This is a genomic window from Lentzea sp., from assembly GCF_035525475.1.
Lineage (GTDB): Bacteria > Actinomycetota > Actinomycetes > Mycobacteriales > Pseudonocardiaceae > Lentzea.
The window spans coordinates 1-17584 of record NZ_DATLEC010000037.1 but is presented as its reverse complement, the minus strand read 5'-3'; the positions used below and the strand labels follow the sequence as shown (position 1 = coordinate 17584).

Annotated in this window: 20 protein-coding genes; 12 read left to right on the top strand and 8 right to left on the bottom strand. The window is 71.1% G+C overall.

The annotated features are described in order from the left end of the window. The first annotated feature begins 92 nt into the window (after positions 1-92). A complete protein-coding gene (locus VM306_RS05680; protein WP_325511623.1) occupies positions 93-1796 on the top strand; it encodes a dihydroxy-acid dehydratase in 1704 nt (567 codons plus the stop codon). Here VM306_RS05680 and VM306_RS05675 read toward each other — a convergent pair. Both VM306_RS05675 and VM306_RS05670 read right to left on the bottom strand, forming a co-directional pair. Beyond that, a complete protein-coding gene (locus VM306_RS05675) occupies positions 1777-2184 on the bottom strand; it encodes a hypothetical protein (protein ID WP_325511621.1) in 408 nt (135 codons plus the stop codon). The two genes, VM306_RS05680 and VM306_RS05675, sit on opposite strands and share 20 nt — an antisense overlap. A gap of 57 nt (positions 2185-2241) precedes the next feature. Beyond that, the gene (locus tag VM306_RS05670; RefSeq protein ID WP_325511619.1) at positions 2242-2424 is read right to left on the bottom strand and encodes a zinc transporter Slc39a7; all 183 of its coding nucleotides are present in this window, start codon (positions 2422-2424) and stop codon (positions 2242-2244) included. Between the two features lie 114 nt (positions 2425-2538). On the opposite strand from VM306_RS05670, the gene VM306_RS05665 reads away from it, so the two are divergent. The 5 genes from VM306_RS05665 to VM306_RS05645 are packed head-to-tail and all read left to right on the top strand — an operon-like array spanning position 2539 to position 7462. Then, positions 2539-4104, top strand: a complete 1566-nt coding sequence (locus tag VM306_RS05665) for an ABC transporter substrate-binding protein (RefSeq protein ID WP_325511617.1) — start codon at positions 2539-2541, stop codon at positions 4102-4104. Continuing rightward, positions 4068-5075, top strand: coding sequence for an ABC transporter permease (locus tag VM306_RS05660; RefSeq protein ID WP_325511615.1), 1008 nt, complete (start codon positions 4068-4070; stop codon positions 5073-5075). Before VM306_RS05665 ends, VM306_RS05660 begins: the two co-directional genes overlap by 37 nt. Then, positions 5068-5952 carry an ABC transporter permease gene (locus VM306_RS05655; RefSeq protein WP_325511613.1) on the top strand — a complete coding sequence of 295 codons (885 nt, stop codon included), beginning with the start codon at positions 5068-5070 and terminating at the stop codon, positions 5950-5952. Before VM306_RS05660 ends, VM306_RS05655 begins: the two co-directional genes overlap by 8 nt. Beyond that, a complete protein-coding gene (locus VM306_RS05650; protein ID WP_325511611.1) occupies positions 5946-6848 on the top strand; it encodes an ABC transporter ATP-binding protein in 903 nt (300 codons plus the stop codon). Before VM306_RS05655 ends, VM306_RS05650 begins: the two co-directional genes overlap by 7 nt. Beyond that, positions 6842-7462, top strand: coding sequence for an ABC transporter ATP-binding protein (locus VM306_RS05645; RefSeq protein WP_325511609.1), 621 nt, complete (start codon positions 6842-6844; stop codon positions 7460-7462). The genes VM306_RS05650 and VM306_RS05645 overlap by 7 nt, the downstream gene beginning before the upstream one ends. On the opposite strand, the gene VM306_RS05640 is transcribed toward VM306_RS05645, so the two are convergent. From VM306_RS05640 to VM306_RS05620, 5 genes are read right to left on the bottom strand one after another with little or no spacing between them, the layout of a single operon-like run. Continuing rightward, the gene (locus VM306_RS05640; RefSeq protein ID WP_325511607.1) at positions 7434-7958 is read right to left on the bottom strand and encodes a class F sortase; all 525 of its coding nucleotides are present in this window, start codon (positions 7956-7958) and stop codon (positions 7434-7436) included. The two genes, VM306_RS05645 and VM306_RS05640, sit on opposite strands and share 29 nt — an antisense overlap. After that, entirely contained in the window at positions 7958-8701 is a 744-nt protein-coding gene (locus VM306_RS05635) for a DUF4397 domain-containing protein (protein WP_325511605.1), read from the bottom strand. Before VM306_RS05635 ends, VM306_RS05640 begins: the two co-directional genes overlap by 1 nt. 44 nt (positions 8702-8745) lie before the next feature. Next, positions 8746-9468 carry a carbohydrate kinase family protein gene (locus VM306_RS05630; RefSeq protein WP_325511603.1) on the bottom strand — a complete coding sequence of 241 codons (723 nt, stop codon included), beginning with the start codon at positions 9466-9468 and terminating at the stop codon, positions 8746-8748. A gap of 28 nt (positions 9469-9496) precedes the next feature. Continuing rightward, positions 9497-10249, bottom strand: coding sequence for a hypothetical protein (locus VM306_RS05625; RefSeq protein WP_325511601.1), 753 nt, complete (start codon positions 10247-10249; stop codon positions 9497-9499). Positions 10250-10272: 23 nt separating this feature from the next. After that, positions 10273-11397, bottom strand: coding sequence for a GAF domain-containing protein (locus tag VM306_RS05620; protein WP_325511599.1), 1125 nt, complete (start codon positions 11395-11397; stop codon positions 10273-10275). Between the two features lie 127 nt (positions 11398-11524). On the opposite strand from VM306_RS05620, the gene VM306_RS05615 reads away from it, so the two are divergent. From VM306_RS05615 to VM306_RS05600, 4 genes are read left to right on the top strand one after another with little or no spacing between them, the layout of a single operon-like run. Continuing rightward, complete coding sequence (locus VM306_RS05615; RefSeq protein WP_325511597.1) at positions 11525-13048, top strand: aldehyde dehydrogenase family protein; 1524 nt, start codon at positions 11525-11527, stop codon at positions 13046-13048. Continuing rightward, positions 13048-13404 carry a DUF779 domain-containing protein gene (locus VM306_RS05610; RefSeq protein ID WP_325511595.1) on the top strand — a complete coding sequence of 119 codons (357 nt, stop codon included), beginning with the start codon at positions 13048-13050 and terminating at the stop codon, positions 13402-13404. The genes VM306_RS05615 and VM306_RS05610 overlap by 1 nt, the downstream gene beginning before the upstream one ends. A 30-nt stretch (positions 13405-13434) precedes the next feature. Continuing rightward, complete coding sequence (locus VM306_RS05605) at positions 13435-14289, top strand: DUF2199 domain-containing protein (RefSeq protein ID WP_325511593.1); 855 nt, start codon at positions 13435-13437, stop codon at positions 14287-14289. Next, complete coding sequence (locus VM306_RS05600) at positions 14286-15104, top strand: hypothetical protein (protein ID WP_325511591.1); 819 nt, start codon at positions 14286-14288, stop codon at positions 15102-15104. Before VM306_RS05605 ends, VM306_RS05600 begins: the two co-directional genes overlap by 4 nt. Here VM306_RS05600 and VM306_RS05595 read toward each other — a convergent pair. Next, the gene (locus tag VM306_RS05595) at positions 15092-15622 is read right to left on the bottom strand and encodes an acetoacetate decarboxylase family protein (protein WP_325511589.1); all 531 of its coding nucleotides are present in this window, start codon (positions 15620-15622) and stop codon (positions 15092-15094) included. The two genes, VM306_RS05600 and VM306_RS05595, sit on opposite strands and share 13 nt — an antisense overlap. A 172-nt stretch (positions 15623-15794) precedes the next feature. Here VM306_RS05595 and VM306_RS05590 point away from each other — a divergent pair, with 172 nt between their 5' ends. Both VM306_RS05590 and VM306_RS05585 read left to right on the top strand, forming a co-directional pair. Further along, on the top strand, positions 15795-17066 hold the full coding sequence (locus VM306_RS05590; protein ID WP_325511587.1) for a hypothetical protein: 1272 nt from the start codon (positions 15795-15797) through the stop codon (positions 17064-17066). Positions 17067-17105: 39 nt separating this feature from the next. Next, positions 17106-17492 (top strand): SgcJ/EcaC family oxidoreductase, encoded by a 387-nt coding sequence (locus VM306_RS05585; RefSeq protein ID WP_325511585.1) that lies wholly within the window; start codon positions 17106-17108, stop codon positions 17490-17492. Positions 17493-17584: the final 92 nt, after the last annotated feature.

The window sequence follows — 17584 nt, the reverse complement described above, 5'->3', positions numbered from 1 at the left end:
AGGGAACGCAAACCACCTCCGGGCAGTCGATCTGGCCCAATGCCCGCGCGCTTCCAGCCGTTATGGTCGAGATCGAACCGCTTGGAGGCGCAGTGGGACTTCGCAGCGAGCAGTGGTACGCCGGTGACGGCCGCAACGCCTACATCCACCGCGCCTGGATGCGCCGCGGCGCACCGGACGACGCCTTCCGCCGGCCGCAGATCGCCATCGCCAACTCCGCGAGCGACCTCACGCCGTGCAACGCGCACCTGAACGATGTCGCCGCCTCCGTGTCGAACGGTGTGCGCGAGGCCGGTGGTGTCCCGTTGAACCTGCCCGTGGTGTCGCTGGGCGAGACGAACGTCCGGCCCACCGCGATGCTGTGGCGCAACATGGCCGCGATGGCCACCGAGGAGATGCTGCGCGCCAACCCGGTCGACGGCGTGGTGCTGCTCGGCGGGTGCGACAAGACGATTCCGGCGCTGCTGATGGCCGCGGCGTCCGTGGACATCCCGGCGGTCGTGGTGCCCGGCGGGCCGATGCTGACCGGCACGTTCCGCGGGGTGCCGCTGGGCTGCGGCACGGACGTGTGGCGGCTGTCCGAGGAGGTGCGGGCCGGGACGTTGTCGCGCGAGCAGTTCATGCGCTCCGAGTCGGCGATGATCCGCAGCCGCGGCCACTGCAACACGATGGGCACGGCGTCGACGATGGCGCTGGTCGCGGAGGCGCTGGGCACGGTCGTGCCCGGTGTGGCGGGGACGCCGGCTCCGGACAGCAGGCTGCTGGAGGCCTCGCACGGCACCGGGCGGCTGGTGGTCGAGCTGGTCGAGAAGGACCGGCGCCTCAGCACGTTCCTCACGAAGGGCAACTTCCACAACGCGATCGTCGCGCTGGCCGCGATCGGCGGGTCGACGAACGCCGTGGTGCACCTGCTCGCGATAGCCGGGCGCCTCGGCATCGACCTGACGCTGGACGACTTCGACCGCATCGGTTCCGGCGTGCCGCTGCTCGTCGACCTCCAGCCGGCGGGCCGGTTCCTGATGGAGGACTTCCACCGCGCGGGCGGCCTTCTGGCCGTGCTGCGGGAGGTGCGCGACCTGCTCGACCCGAGGGCGCTGACCGTGACCGGGACGCCGCTCGCCGACCACCTCGACGACGCGCCGATCTGGGACCCGGAGGTGATCAGGAGCCGCCGGGAACCGATCATCGCCGAGGGCGGGATCGCGGTGCTGCGCGGCAACCTGGCGCCGGCCGGCGCGCTGGTCAAACCGGCCGCCGCGTCCGCGCACCTGTTGCAGCACAGGGGAAGGGCCGTGGTGTTCGACAGCATCGAGGACTTCCACGCGCGCATCGACGACCCGGACCTCGACGTGGACGCGGACTCCGTGCTGGTGCTGCGCGGCTGCGGGCCGCGCGGGTATCCGGGCATGCCCGAGGTGTCCAACATGCCGTTGCCCAAGAAGCTGCTGGAACAGGGCGTGCGCGACATGGTCCGGATCTGCGACGGGCGCATGAGCGGCACCGCGTACGGCACGGTCGTCCTGCACGTGGCACCGGAAGCGGCGGCGGGTGGCCCGCTCGGGCTGGTCCGCACGGGCGACGTCATCGTGCTGGACGTCGAGAACCGCCGGATCGACGTGGAGGCGCCGGACTTCCTCGACCGCACGCCCAGCGCGGCGATGACGGAGGCGTTCGCGTCACCGGGGCGCGGCTGGGAACGGCTCTACGTCGACCACGTCCTCGGCGCCGACACCGGAGCCGACCTGGACTTCCTGATCGGTTCCAGCGGCAGCGAGGTCACCCGCGAGTCGCACTGACGGGCCAGCGGCCCTTCAGCGCCACCCAGACGAAGAACACCCCGGCGACCATCCAGATGAAGCCGAGCGACCCGTCCTCGAGGTTGCCGCGCGGGCCACCCCTGCCTGCCGTCAACGACACCAGCGTCGCGATGTTCGACGTGACACCGAACCCGACGACACCCGCGAGGACGCCGCCCAGCACGCGGTACCCGGGGTGCGCCTTGACGACCCCTCCGACGTAGATGCCCAGCGCGACAGCGCCGGCCAGGGTGCCCCAGCCGCCGATCTCGTCGAGCTCGGGCACGTACCCGCTGCCCCAGAAGTAGTTGACGACCATCGCGGTGAGCATCGCCCCGCCGATGACCGCGAGCACGCCGAACAACCCCAGTGCGACCCTGGCGACCACGCTTCCCCCATCCGCTCGGGGAGAACCTAGCGCGGCCGCCTTCGCACGGGTGCTGTTTCAGTGCGAGTGCTCGTGCTGCTCCACGTGACCCGAGTCGTGCACGTGGGTGTGCGAATGCTCCTCGCCGCCGTGCGAGTGAGTGTGCTCGTGTTCGACGTGATCATGCTCATGTGCGCCGTGCGGGTGCGTGTGGGTCTCGTCGCCGTGACTGTGCTCGTGAGAGTGCACTCCGTTGGTCATGTTCTCGATGCTGGCACGACTCACGCTCGAGCGCAGCCATCTTAGGATCTTGATTGTTGCAACTTCCTTGCTGTTAGCTACAGCTGGCAACACCAAATTCTGGGGAGGAACTGGATGCGGCGCGCAGTTCTGCTGGCCGTCGTCCTGCTGGCCGGGTGCTCGTCACCGGACGGCGCGACGACCGGCTCGGCGACGTCCATCGTGATCGGTGCGGGCAGTGAGCCCGAGAACCTCAACCCGGTGCTCGGGTACGCGCCCGACGGCGCCGCGAAGATCTTCGACGGACTGGTCGCGCGGGACGCCTCGCTGGCTCTCAAGCCTGCGCTGGCCTCCGAGCTGCCCACGGCGTCCGCGGACGGGCTGACGTGGACGGCCAGGCTGCGCGAGGACATCACGTTCTCCGACGGCACGCCGGTAACCGCGCAGGACGTCGTGTTCACCTACAAGTCCGTGCTGGACACGAAGGTGAACTCCACGATCGCCTCGCGGTTCGACGCGGTGACCGACGTCGTGGCCACCGACCGGCAGACGGTCGAGTTCAGGCTCTCCTACCCCTACGCGCCGTTCGCCCAGCAACTGGCGCTCGGCATCGTGCCGGCGGCGAAGTTCTCCGGCGTCGACATCAACAGCGCGCCGTTCAACACCGCCCCCGTCGGCACCGGCCCGTACACCGTCGCCGAGTGGCGCAAGGGCGACCGGATGGTGTTGAAGGCCAACGAGAAGTACTGGGGCGGCGCGCCCGCGATCAAGTCCGTGACCGTGGTCTTCGTGCCCGACGACAACGCCCGCGCGACCCGCATGGCGGCAGGCGAGTTCGACGGCACCGTGCTGCCGCCCAAGCTCGCCAGGACCTACCGCGAGAAGTCCGGCTACCGCGTCGTGCAGAACCCGTCGGCCGACTACCGCGGCATCGGCATCCCGTCGGAGCTGCCGTTCACCTCCAGCGCCGGGGTGCGGCGGGCGATCAACCTCGGCATCAACCGCCAGGCGATGATCGGCGCGGTGCTGGCGGGGTCCGGCAAGCCCGCGTCCACGCCGATCTCCCCGCACCTGAAGGACTGGTACAGCGAGAGCTCCGCCTTCCCCTACGACGTCGCCGAGGCCGAGAGGCTGCTCGACGAGGCCGGCTGGCGCAAGGGAGCGGACGGCAAGCGCGCCAAGGACGGTCAGCCCGCCCGCCTGCCCGTGCTCTACCCCGCGCCGGACGTGCTGCGCAAGGAGCTCGCGCTGGCCGCGGCGTCCGACATCGCGAAGCTCGGCATCGACGCGCCGGTCGAGGCCACGACGTTCGACGTCATGCTGCAGCGCCGCAAGGAGGCCGCGTCCGTCTGGGGCGGTGGCGACCCGTACGACCCGGACACGGCCGCGTACACGTTGCTGCACAGCAAGTACGCGGGCCAAGAGGGCTACGTGAACATGTCGCTCTACCGCAACTCCACTGTGGACTCCGCACTCGACACCGCGCGCCGCAGCCTCGACCCCGCGGCCCGCAAGCAGGCCTACGACGACTTCCAGAAGGCCTACGCGGCCGATCCCGGCTGGGCGTTCCTCGTGTTCCTCGACCACACCTACGTCCTGCGCGACAGGTGGAACGGCCAGGAGACCCAGGTCGAGCCGCACGACCACGGCCTGGTGCACGCGGTGTGGTGGAACCTCGAGCGCTGGACGCCGAAGCCGTGACCCGGTCCATCGGCCGGCTGGCGCTGCGGCGCCTGGCCTTCGCGGTCCCCGTGCTGCTCGTGGTCAGCTTCGCGTTGTTCGTGCTGGCCAAGGCCTCCCCCTTCGACCCCGTCGAACGCTACTTCGGCGTGCGGATCATCGGCGCCTCCCCGGAACGCGTGGCCCAGCTGCGCGAGAACTGGGGCGTCGACGAACCCGTCGTCGCGCAGTACTGGGCCTGGTTGACGCACGCGGTGGCGGGCGACCTGGGCGACTCCCTGTCGTTGCAGCAACCCGTGTCGGCCGTCATCGGCGACCGTCTCGGGTGGACGGTGCTGCTCGTGTCGGTCGGCTTCGCGCTGGCCCTGCTGCTCGGGCTGCTGCTCGGCACGGTCGCGGCGTGGCGGCAGGGGTCGTGGCCGGACCGGCTGATCACGGGCGGCTGCTACACCCTGGAGGCGGCGCCGGTGTTCTGGCTCGGGCTGGCGGTGCTGTACGTGTTCGCGTTGCAGCTGCGGTGGTTGCCCGGCGGAGGCGTCACGACGGGGTCCGACCCGGTGTCCGTCGGCGGCGTGGCCGTGCACATGGTGCTGCCGGTGGCGGTGCTGGCGATCTCGCAGGCGCCGTGGTTCGTGCTGTTCGTGCGGCAGAACCTGCTGGAGTCGTTCACGCAGGACCACGTCGTCGGCGCGCGGGCCCGCGGGTTGCCGGACCACCTCGTGGTCTCCGGGCACGCCCTGAGGACCTCCCTGCTGCCGTTCCTCACGCTGCTGGGCGCCCGGCTGCCCGAGCTGATCACCGGCGCGTTGCTGGTGGAGACCGTGTTCTCGTGGCCGGGCATCGCGAAGGCGACCGTCGACGCGGCGTTGAACGTCGACTTCGCGCTGCTCGGCGCACTGACCGTGATGGCGACCGGCGTGGTGCTGCTGGGCAACCTGCTGGCCGACGTCCTGTACGCACTGGCCGACCCGAGGGTGGCGCTCGATGGCTGACCTGACCTGGCGTCCCGCGCCGCGCAGCCGCCTCACCGCGGCGAGCCCGCCCCGGTCGCCGAAGTGGCGGCTCGTGCCGTCCGCGACCGTTCTCGCCGTTGTCGCGTTCGTCGTGGTGGTCGTCCCGCTCGTCGTGGACCTCAACGAGCAGTACGTCGACCTCGCGATCGCCAACCAGCCGCCGGACGCGGCACACCTCTTCGGCACCGACGAACTCGGCCGCGACGTCCTGCTCCGCTGCGTCTACGCCCTGCGCGTGTCGCTGACCGTCGGCGTGGTCGCGGCCGTGATCTCCGCGGTCCTCGGCACGGCGGTCGGCGCGCTCGCGGGGTCGATCGGCGGCTGGTTCGACCGGGTGCTGATGCGGCTGGTCGACGCGCTCGCGTCGGTTCCCCACCTGCTGCTGGGCATCGTGATCGTCGCGGTGCTGCGGCCGAGCCTCACCGCGGTGATCATCTCGATCGCGCTGACCCACTGGCTCACCGCCGCGCGGATCGTGCGCTCGGAGGTGCTGTCCCTCAAGTCCCGGCCGTTCATCGACGCGGCGATCGTCGGCGGCGCGAGCAGGGTCCAGGTGATGACCAGGCACCTGCTGCCGAACGTCGCCCCGCAGGTCCTGCTCGCGACGACGCTGATGGTGCCGCACGCGGTGTGGCACGAGACGGCGCTGTCGTTCCTGGGCCTGGGGCTGCCCCCGCACGCGGCCAGCATCGGCAACATGATCAACGACGCCCAGCGGTCGCTGCTGACCGGCGGCTGGTGGATGTCGCTCGCCCCCGGCCTGTTGCTGGTCGTCACGACGCTGGCGGTGTCCGGCGTGAGCGGCGTGTGGCGGGACCGGCTCAACCCCAAGCGGCGCACGGAGCTGACGTGGTGAACCTGGAGATCGACCGGGTGTCGGTGCGGTTCGCGCTCCAGGGCGCGACCGTCGAGGCGGTCAACGACGTGTCGTTGCGGATCCGGCCCGGCGAGTGCGTCGCGCTGGTCGGCGAGAGCGGCTGCGGCAAGACGGTGCTCGCCAGCGCCCTGCTCGGGTTCCTCCCCGGCAACGCCGAGACCAGCGGCAGCGCCCGGCTCGGCGACGTCGAACTGCTCGAGGCGACCGACCACGAGCTCGCGACGACGATCCGCGGCCGCCAGATCGGGCTCATCCCGCAGAGTCCGGCCAGTCACCTCACCCCCGTCCGCACCGCCCGCTCCCAGCTGGAGGAGGCTGCCCGCGTCCTGAACGGCGACGCGGCCCAGGCCGCGACCAGGGCCGGACTGCAGCCTGAGCACCTCGACCGCTACCCGCACGAGCTGTCCGGCGGCATGGCCCAACGCGTCGCGAACGCGTTGGCGCTGGTCGGCGACCCGTGGCTGCTCATCGCCGACGAACCCACGACCGGCCTCGACCGCGACCTCGTCGACGGCCTGCTCGCCGAGTTCCGCAGGCTGGTCGACGACGGTCACGCCGTCCTGCTGATCACCCACGACCTCGCGGCGGCGCACAAGATCGCCGACCGGATCGCGGTGATGTACGCGGGACGGATCGTCGAGGTCGGCCCGGCGCACGAGGTGCTCGGCAACGCCAGGCACCCCTACGCGCGCGGCCTCGCGAACGCGTTGCCGGAGCGGGACTTCCTCCCGATCCCCGGCCAGCCGCCCCTGCTCACGAACCTGCCGGCCGGCTGCGCGTTCGCCCCGCGCTGCGACCAGGCCACCGCGATCTGCGAGGAACGCCCCGTGCTGACCGACGACCCGCACGCCGTCGCGTGCCACCGCCCGTGCTGACCGGGACCGGCATCACCGCCGGGTACAGCGGTCCGGTGGTCACGGACGTCAGCCTGACCGTCCGGCCGGGACAGACCGTCGGGCTCGCCGGGCCCAGCGGCTCCGGCAAGTCCACTGTGGCGCGGGTGCTCGCGTTGCTGCACAAGCCCTTCGCCGGAACCGTGGAGATCGACGGCGAGACGGTCACCGGGTACCGGTTCAAGGCCGCCCAGCGCACGAGGATCGGCGTGCTGTTCCAGCAGCCGAGGCTGTCCGTCGACCCGCGGTTCACGCTCCGGCGGGCGATCGCGGAACCAGGGGCCGACCGCGTCGAGGAGCTCGCGGACCTCGTCATGCTCACCGGCGACCTGCTCGACCGCAGGCCGCACGAGGTGAGCGACGGCCAGCTGCAACGGGCCTGCCTCGCCCGCGCGCTAGCGCTGAACCCGCGCTACCTGATCTGCGACGAGATGACGACGATGCTGGACGCCTCCACGACCGCCGCGCTCGTCGGCGTGATCCGCGCCTACCAGGAACGCACCGGCGCGGGCGTGCTGGCGATCTCGCACGACGCCACCCTGCTGGCCAGGTGGGCCGACGAGACGGTCAGGCTTTCAGCACCGCTTCCACGATGACGTTGTTCCGGTAGCTGCCGGCGAGCCTGTCGAACTCGCCGCCGCAGGTAACCAGCCGCAGCTCCGACAACGGTGTCGGCGCGTACACGACGGCCGTCGGGAACGCGGTCTTCTCCGTCGAGTAGCTGCTGCTCACGACGAACGTGACCTCGCTGCCGTCCTCGCGCTCGACCAGCACCTCGGCGCCGGGCCGCAGCTCGGGCAGCCGGAAGAACACGCCGGGACCGGTCTTCGAGTCGACGTGCCCCGCGATCACCGCCGGTCCCGCGTCGCCCGGCGCCACGCCCTTGGCGTACCAGCCGGCCTTGTCGGCGCGCGTGGGCGGTTCCAGGACCCCTGCGGAGTCCACCTCCAGCGCTTCGAGCGAAGTCTCGACGCCGATCGACGGGATCCGCACCGTCACCGGTTCCGGCGCCTCGTCCGCGCCGGGCCCCTTGACGACGTAGATCAGCGTGACGAGCACCGCGGTGCCCATCAGGAGCTTGCCCCTGCCCATCAGCCGAACCGGAAGAGCCTGCCGCGCACCGAGTACATCGCGACGCCCACGATGAGCGCGATGACCAGCGCGGTGAGCCAGTCCCAGCCGCCCGCCATGCCGCCGAACCCGGTCTCCTGACCGCCACCGGGCACGACCTCGGCGGCCTTGGCGTCGGTCCGCAGCTCGATCCGCCGCGCGCTGACCAGCAACGAGTAGACGGTGCCGGCCTCGGCCGGGGCGTCCAGCCGCGTCGGCTCCTTGCCGCGTTGCAGCACCTCCAGCGCCTCCGAACCGGGCTGCAGGTCGACGTAGCCGGTCGTGGTGGTCGGCTGCACGGCGCGGTGCACGGCCACGCCGCCGCGCACGAGGTCCGTCTCGGCGTCGCCCGCGTTGATCACCCGCAGCCGCGCCTGCCCGTTCGCCGGGAGGCTGACGTCGTCCTCCAGCACCTTCATCGACGACGCGATGTCGATGATCGTGTACGCCTTGCCCAAGCCCGCCCGCACGAGCACGGACCGCAGCACCGGGTTCCCGTCACCGGCCCCGGCCGTGCGGAACTCGACGACGTGCTCCCCCGGCTCGACGCGCCGGTAGTCGTAGAGGTCTGCGTAGTCCAGGGTGCCGAGCTTGACGCCGTCGAGCGTCGCGTCGACACGCGCCTGGTCCTTGGAGAAGTGGCCGAGCCGCACGTACGTGCCGGAGGCGGCCTGTGCGGGCGTGGCGGAGAACAGCAACAACAGCACTACAGCGAGCACTCGCACGCGAACCTCCCCTCACCGGACGTTGACAACGATAACGCGCCTGATCAGCGCGCGGTGAGCGTCGGGCGTCCGCCGAGGTGCGAGACGGTATCCCCGGACGCCTCGACCGCACGGCGCGCGGCCTCCTCGGGACCGTCGCCCCGCGTGAGGGAGAACGTCAGCGCCGCCACGAACGCGTCACCGCGGCCGGTCGTGTCCACGACCTCGACGTCTCCCGGGGGCACCACCAGCTGCCCCGAGTCCCCCGCGAACACGTCGCCCACGTCGCCCACGTCGTCGACGGCGAACGCGACGAGATTTGGCCCCAACGCCCGCACCTCGCGGGCCGCCTCCACGGCGTCGTTCGCGGTCTTGATCGTCCGGCCGGACAGCGGCTCGGCCGCCGCACGCGTGATGAGGTCGATCGGCAGGTCGTCCTCGCGCAGCCGCACGGCGTCGGGCAGGTGCCCCAGGTACCGCCAGCCGTCCGCGACGAGGTCCACGATCAGCCCCGTCTCGGTGTCCGGCCTGCGCACCACGGCCTCGGTCGCGATCCCGTCCGCCGCTGCCCGCGCGATCAGGCGCGCGCCGACGTCGTCGTCCCCGACCACGCCGACGAGCGCGACCGGTGCGCCCAGCTGGGCCAGGCCGACGGCGATGTTCGCGCCCTTGCCGCCGAGCATCTCCCGGCGTTCCCGCACGGGCGTCGTGTCGCCGGGGCCCGGCACCTCGTCGACGACGAGCACCAGGTCCCGCGCCATCTGTCCCACCGCGACGATCTCGTCCACACCGCTGGGCTACCCAGTCGGGGCGCGATCAACTCCGCTGAAACCGCTCGGTGACGTCGAGCCCGTCCGGCAGCACGGCGAAGAGGTCCACCGGGGTCCGCTGGGAGACCATCTCGGTGCGGTGCAAGCGTTTGAGGCGGTCCCGCGCGACGACGATCTGCTGGCTCGGCGCCGACAGCACCAGCACGGGCACCGCGCCCTGGGCGACGTGCCCGCCGACGCGGTCGGCGTTGCCCCGCCCGAACTTGAGCACCTTCCCGTACCGCACCAGGTACAGCAGCGTCTCCTCGCCGCGTGAGCGCCTGAGCCGCTGCACTTCGCCTGTCTCCTCGTCGCGGCCCCACGTGCCGTGCGACTTCGTCAGCCACCGGAACCCCGTCCACGGCAGGCCGTGCACATCGGTCGCGAGCACAGTCCAGCCCGGCTGGAAGTACTTGGCGAGGCGAATCTTCACGGTCGTCGCCGCGATCAGCTCCGAGCTCTCCCGCCAGCCGTCGCCGTCGAGCTCCAGCCGGTGCGCGATCTTCCGCACCGCCGGGTCCGGCACCGACCTGTCGTCCAGGCACACCAGGCACCGCGTCCGCCGGCCGACGGCGCAGGACCGCGCCACACCGCACCAGCCGCACTGCAGGATCTGCACGGGCGCGCCGCCTGGCCTGTCGTGCAGGACCTTCATCTGGTCCGCCACGACCTCCAGGCACGGCGCGCACAAACCGCACCACGCGACCTCGGTGACCTCCTTGCGCGGCAACCTGGTCATGCAGTTGATGCACTGCTTCACTGTGCCCTCCCCGGCGGGAAAGCCTATTCCAACGCCCTTCTCAGGCGCGAGGAGACAAGAGCGTGACGGGGGTCCGTGACCGGGAGCAGCGACCGCAGGCGTTCGAGCACCTCGGCGTCGTCCCCGCTGTCCGCGAACGCGAGCAGCGCGTCGAGGTCTCCCCGCTCCAGCACGCCCTTGCGCACCGCCGTCGCGAGGTCGGCCCGTTCCTCGCGGACCACCGGCGCGTCCGACCGGGCCAGCAGCTCGCCGCTGTAGCGCCGGGTGGCCCTGCCCGCGTCGCCCGACCTCAAGGCGGTCCGCACGTCCAGGAAGTCGCCGCGCACCACGGCGTCGAGCCGGTACGGCCTCGTCAGCAGGACACCGCCGAGCTGCGCGCGCAGCCGGTGCAGCTCGGCGCGGACCGTGGTCGGGTTCCCGCGTTCCCCGTAGAGCGACAACGCGAGCTGCTCGGCCGTGAGTCCCTTGGGGTGCAACGCGAGCGCGGTCAGCACCTCGGCGTTGCGCAACGTCAGCGCCAGCGACCTGCCGTCGAGGTCGGCGTGCAGCCCGCCGAGGAAGTCGAGCGTCAGCACGTGCTGACGCGGCGCGAACTGCTTCAGGTGGTGCTGCGCGAGCTGGGCGGCGGCCGACACGAGCTGCGCGACGGCCGGGTGCATGGTCTTGAGCGGCCCGCTGACGTCGACGACCCCGAGCAGCACGCCCGTGTGGGGGTCGGTGATCGGGCTCGCCGCGCACGTCCAGCCGTGGCAGGTGCGCACCAGGTGCTCGCGGGAGTGCACGGTGACGGGCCGGCCGGTCGCGAGCGCGGTGCCCATCGCGTTCGTGCCGATGACGTCCTCGCTCCAGCGAGCGCCCTCGGTGAGGTGGACTCGTTCGGCCTTGTGGCGGACCCGGTTGTCGCCCTCGCACCACAGCACGTGCCCGCGGGTGTCGGTGACGATCATGATCGTGTCGTCCATCGACAGCGTCTGCTCCAGCAGCGGCACGGTCTCGGCGAGCGGGTGCGTGCCGCGCAGGTCGGCGACCTCGTCGGGCGCGTAGACGACCGGTGCCTCGTGGCGGTCCGGGTCGACGCGCGCGGCAAGGGAGCGCCGCCACGACTCGGAGATCACCGGACGTGCGGCACCCAGCTCGACTGGGTCCATCGGTCCAGGATGCAGGCCGTACCGCCGCAGCGGCAAGCCCGGGATTGCTCCGATCGGATGCAACGCCGGTGAAACGTCCGCGGTTCTACGTTCGCCGCCTGTTCGCAACGACGCGGGAGGCCCGACGATGGCGAAGTACGCCGCTCCAGGACAACCGGACAGCGTGGTGACGTACCGGGACCGGTACGACCACTTCATCGGGGGCGAGTACGTCCCGCCCGCCAAGGGCGGGTACTTCGCCAACCCCACCCCGATCACCGGTGAGGAGTTCACCGAGATCGCCCGCGGCACCGCCGAGGACGTCGACCGCGCGCTCGACGCGGCCCACGGCGCCGCCCGCGCGTGGGGCAGGACGTCGGTCGCGGACCGCGCGAACGTGCTGAACAAGATCGCCGACCGGATGGAGGCGAACCTCGAGAAGCTGGCCGTCGCGGAGACGTGGGACAACGGCAAGCCGATCCGCGAGACGCTGGCCGCCGACCTGCCGCTCGCGGTCGACCACTTCCGCTACTTCGCGGGCGCGATCCGCGCCCAGGAGGGCGGCATCTCGCAGATCGACGAGGACCTGGTCGCCTACCACTTCCACGAGCCGCTCGGCGTCGTCGGGCAGATCATCCCGTGGAACTTCCCGATCCTGATGGCGGTCTGGAAGCTCGCGCCCGCCCTCGCTGCGGGCAACGCCGTGGTGCTCAAGCCGGCCGAGCAGACCCCGGCGTCGATCCACGTCCTGGTGGAGCTGATCGCCGACCTGCTCCCGCCGGGCGTCGTGAACGTGGTCAACGGCTTCGGCGTCGAGGCGGGCAAGCCGCTCGCGTCGTCGCGCCGCGTCGCGAAGGTGGCCTTCACCGGCGAGACGACCACCGGCCGGTTGATCATGCAGTACGCCAGCGAGAACATCATCCCCGTCACGCTGGAGCTCGGCGGCAAGTCGCCGAACGTGTTCTTCTCCGACGTCGCCTCGGAGCGGGACGCGTTCTACGACAAGGCTCTCGAGGGCTTCGCGATGTTCGCGCTGAACCAGGGCGAGGTCTGCACGTGCCCGTCGCGCGCCCTGATCCAGAGCTCCGTGTACGACCAGTTCCTCGGTGACGCCGTCGAGCGCACCAAGGCCGTCAGGCAGGGCCACCCGCTCGACACCGAGACGATGATCGGCGCGCAGGCGTCCAACGACCAGCTCGAGAAGATCCTGTCGTACATCGACATCGGCAGGCAGGAGGGCGCCCGCGTCCTGGCCGGCGGCGAGCGCGCGGACCTCGGCGGCGAGCTGTCCGGCGGCTACTACGTGACGCCGACGGTGTTCGAGGGCGACAACAAGATGCGGATCTTCCAGGAGGAGATCTTCGGCCCGGTCGTCGCCGTCACGCAGTTCTCCGACTACGACGACGCCATGAAGACCGCCAACGACACCCTCTACGGCCTCGGCGCGGGCGTGTGGTCGCGCGACGGTTCCGTCGCCTACCGAGCGGGCCGCGACATCCAGGCCGGCCGCGTGTGGGTGAACAACTACCACGCCTACCCGGCGCACGCGGCGTTCGGCGGCTACAAGCAGTCCGGCATCGGCCGCGAGAACCACCGCATGATGCTCGACCACTACCAGCAGACCAAGAACCTGCTCGTCAGCTACTCCCAGAACGCCCAGGGCTTCTTCTGATGGCCCGCGTGGCCCTGACCCCGGAGGCGGCGGAGGTTCTCCGCCGCCTCCGGACCGACCACGGCGAGCTGATGTTCCACCAGTCCGGCGGCTGCTGCGACGGCTCGGCCCCGATGTGCTACCCCGCCGGGGAGTTCCGCACGGGGTCGTCCGACGTGCACCTGGGCGACCTCGCGGTGGACTCGTTCTCCGTGCCCGTCTGGATGTCCGCCGCCCAGTTCGAGCACTGGAGCCACACGCACCTGACGATCGACGTCGTGCCCGGTCGTGGGAGCGGTTTCTCGCTGGAAGCGCCACTGGGAGTGCGCTTTCTGGTGCGCTCCCGACTGCTCGCGGAGCGGTGGAGGGCGCGGTGACGATTGAGGTCGCCGCACTACCATGCGCGCATGACCGTCCAATGCGGATGCTGCGGAGCCGAGATCGCGTCAACGGACCGCATCGACTACCGGTTGAACCGTCCGGAGCAACTGATCGGCGTGCCTGGCGAGCAACTCGCCGCGCCGACAGGCGGACTGCTCGTCGGGCCGGACGGTGACACGTACATCCGTTGTCTGCTCCCGGTTGCGCTGACCGGCGGAACAGAGCTCGTGTTCGGCGCGTGGATGCGGATCAGCAAAGTCGACGCGATGTACGCCCACGCCGTGTGGGACAACGACAGCGAGTACGCGAACCTGCGCCTGTCCGGCAGGTTCGCGAACGCCATCAAGCCGTGGGACCTCCTCGGTGTGCACGCCGAGGCCGCCGTCCTCAACGCCGACGAGCTGCCGTACTACACCTCGCACCCGTTGCTGGAGCGCGAATGGGACCGCGACGAGGTGCTGAGCCGCATCCGCCACCCGTTGCCGGTCGCCGTCCGCGAGAAGTTCGGTGAGGTGTGGACCATCGAGCGCACCGAGGGCATGCGTTGCGTGATCGAGGGCCGCACGGTCCGGTTCTCGAGCCCCGGCCGGTGTGTGAGCATCGACGTCTACGCCGACCTCACGGACGGCAGCCCGAGTGACTTCCTGGGCGCGGTGCTCGACGGCTACCCGGCGACCGCGGAGCACTCCGTGCAGCACGACGGCGAGGAGCTGCGGCACGCGTTCTGGCTCAGCGAGGTCATCGACGGTCACGAGGAGCAGGTGTTCCACGGGCACGTGGTGCGGCGCGGCACGATGCTGTCCGTGCGGTGCGTCTACCGCTACCCCACCGACAGCGCGTGGGCGCAGCACGTCCTCAACAGCGTCCGGTACGCCGGGTGAGCGCCTGCGCGTGCTGCGGCGCCGAGGTCGACGAGTCCGGGGCCATCGACCTCGACCTCGGCCTGCCGCCCTCCGCGTCGGGTGCCGAACGCCTGGCGGGCGGCAACGTGCTGGTGGGTTCCGGGGCCGCGTACGTCCGGTGCGCGCTGCCCGTCGAGCTGACCGGCGACCTGGAGCTGTGGTTCGACGCGTGGATGCGGGTCAGCGTTCCGGACGCTCGGCGCGCGGCCGCCGTGTGGGGTGCTCCCTCGCTGCGGCTGACCGGCACGTTCGCGCACGACATCAAGCCGTGGAACGACCTGGACGGTGCCGAGGTCGTCGGGGAGGTGGTGGAGCCCGGTGCACCGCTCGAGCTCGTCGCGCACCCGTTGCTCGGGACGACCTGGGACCGCGACCGGGTGCTGAGCGCGTTCCCGGTGGAGCTGCCGATCTCGATCCGGCAGCAGCTGCGCGGCCCGTGGAGCGTCGAGCGCACCGCCGGGACCATCCCGCACCTGCTGCCGGACGGCCTGCGGTTCGCGGGGCCCGGCCGGACGGTCTTCCTCGACACCCGCAAGGCGCCGGGCACACCCGCCTCCCGATTCCTCGAGACAGCGCTCGCGGGTGCGCCGGACGTGCCCGCCGACCAGCGGTTCCTGGTCGAGAACGGCGTCGAGCTGCGACACGCGTTGTGGCTCGGCGTTGGCTCTCACCACGAGTTCCACGGGCACGTCGCGCGGTTCGGTGAGCTGTTGCTCGTCACGTGCCTCTACGACGACCCGGCCGACCACGCGTGGGCGCGGCACGTGCTGAACAGCGTCCGCTACGGGGCCTGACCGAATGTCAGCCGCATGTCGTCCAGAGCGACGCTGACCAGCGGCGTCCGCCCGGTGAGGTAGCCCAGCGGTCCGTCGGCCGGAATCATCCACCCGGTCCTGACCAGGCGGATCCGGCCGGACATCGCCGCGCGTGCGCGCACGTCCCTGCCGTCGAGGCGTTGCGCGGTGGGGCCGGCGAACTTCCACCGGCCGGGGAGCGGGACGCCTCCGGTGGCGGCGACCGCCGCGATCGACGAGCCCCGGCCGAAGCGGGCGAGCTGCTTCGGGATGGCCCACAGTTCCCGGCCGCCGTCCCGGGACGCCTCGCTGTCGACCCAGATCTGCGGCACCGACACGGCCACCGAGCCGCGGTCGCGGACCGGCGCGGCCACGAGCAGCTCCTCGTAGGTGAGCACGCTGCCCGGTTCGTACGACACGAAGGCCACTGCCACGAAAGTGTTGCCCGCCAGCGTGATCAGCCGCGCGCCGGTGGGCAGGTGGTCGCTCGGGACCTGGCCGCGAGGAACTCGGAACACCGAGATCACGGCAGATCCCCGCATGTGCCACGGTTCAGGTGGGTACCGCACGCCACGACCGTACCGCGATCATGGTCGGTTCATCCGGCACACCACGTCGCAACGTCAGGGAAATCCCAAGTTTGCACGAGTGATCTGGACCACCTGGCGGACCGGACCCACGATTCCCGCCATGAATGTCCTGCTGGCCTTCGCACTCACCGCGAGTCTCACGTCGCCGGTACACCTGCCCCCGACAGCGCCGTGCCCGGAGAACGTCCCCGCCGGCACCACCTGCTACGAGGGCCGGGACGCCAATGGCGCCTACTACACGATCGCCGTGCCGAAGAAGTGGAACAAGACCCTGGTCGTGCACTCGCACGGCGGGCCCGACCTCGGTGACCCCACACCCGAGCGCACCCGTGACGACCTGAACCGCTGGGCCGTCATGGTCAAGGAGGGCTACGCGTGGGCGGGCACGTCGTACCGGCGCGGCGGCTACGGCACGCGGATGGCCGCCGAGGACACCGACAACCTGCGCAAGATGGTCAGCGCGATGCTCAAGCCGCACAAGGTCTTCCTCCACGGGCAGTCGTGGGGCGGCAACGTCGCGGCCAAGACCATCGAGCTGTACCAGGGCTATGACGCGGCCCTGCTCACCAGCGGCGTCATGGCCGGCGGTTCGCGCGGTTACGACTACCGCGTCGACCTGCGCGCGGTCTACCAGTACTACTGCGGCAACCACCCGCGCCCGTCCGAGGTGCAGTACCCGCTGTGGCAGGGACTCCGCGCCGACTCGACGATGACGACCGCCGGTCTGCGCGGCCGCATCGAGGAATGCCTGGGCGTCGCGGGAAGTCGCACACCCGAGCAGCAGCAGAAGCTGAACGACGTCCTGGCGGTCACGAAGATCCCCGAGGAGACCCTGAACTCGCACCTGAACTTCGCGACGTTCACGTTCCGCGACATCGTGCACAACCGCCTGGGTGACCGGAACCCGTTCAGCAACACCGGTGTCGTCTACAAGGGCTCGCACGACGACACGGCGCTGAACGCGGGCGTCGAACGCTTCGCGGCCGACCCGGCGGCCCGCGCCGAGCTCGCCTACGACAGCGACCTCACCGGCAAGATCGACATCCCGGTGCTGTCGGTGCACGCGATCGGCGACCCGACGGCATTCGTGGAGCACGAGTCCGCGTACCGCGACACCGTGCTGAAGGCCGGCCGGTGGTACAACCTCGTGCAGACCTTCACGACCGAGGCGACGCACAGCGCGTTCAGCGACTCCGAGTACGCGGCGGCCCTGCGGTCGCTGCAGGCGTGGGAGAAGTACGGCGTGCGCTCCAACCCGTTCCTGATCGCCTCCTCCTGCCGCGGCCACGACGAGAAGTACGGCACGGGCTGCTTCTTCGACCCGCGGTACCGCCCCGCCTCCTACGAGTCCAGGGTCGCGCCCCGCGAATGACTTGACCTCCAGCTCGCTGGAGGTACGAAGATCCAGGACATGAGCGACACAACCGAGATCGAGAAGCTCGTGGCCACCGTCCAGCACTCGCAGCAGAACGAGCTCGCGGAGGAGTTCATCGGCCTCTTCCGCGAGGACGCGATCTGGACCACCGCGCACGGCAGGCGGCTCACGGGCCTGGACGAGATCGCCTCCTTCACGCGCCAGAAACTGCCCGGCTCGACGAAGGAGGCGACCGCCGCGTACGAGGTGGAGAACGTCCTGTTCATCCGCCCCGACGTGGCGGCCGTGAAGATCCGCCAGCGCCCGGTCACCCTCGACGGCACCGCGATCGCCGACCAGAACGAGGGCTCCCCGCTCTACGTCCTGTCCAAGGAGGACGGCACCTGGAAGATCGCCGCGGGCCAGAACACGATCGTGCTCTGAGCGATCAAAGGACGTCATGGCGATGAGCTGCGGCTCGGCCGGACCGGTCGCGGATCTCGAGCTCACCGCGGTCGTGCACGCGCCACGCACGC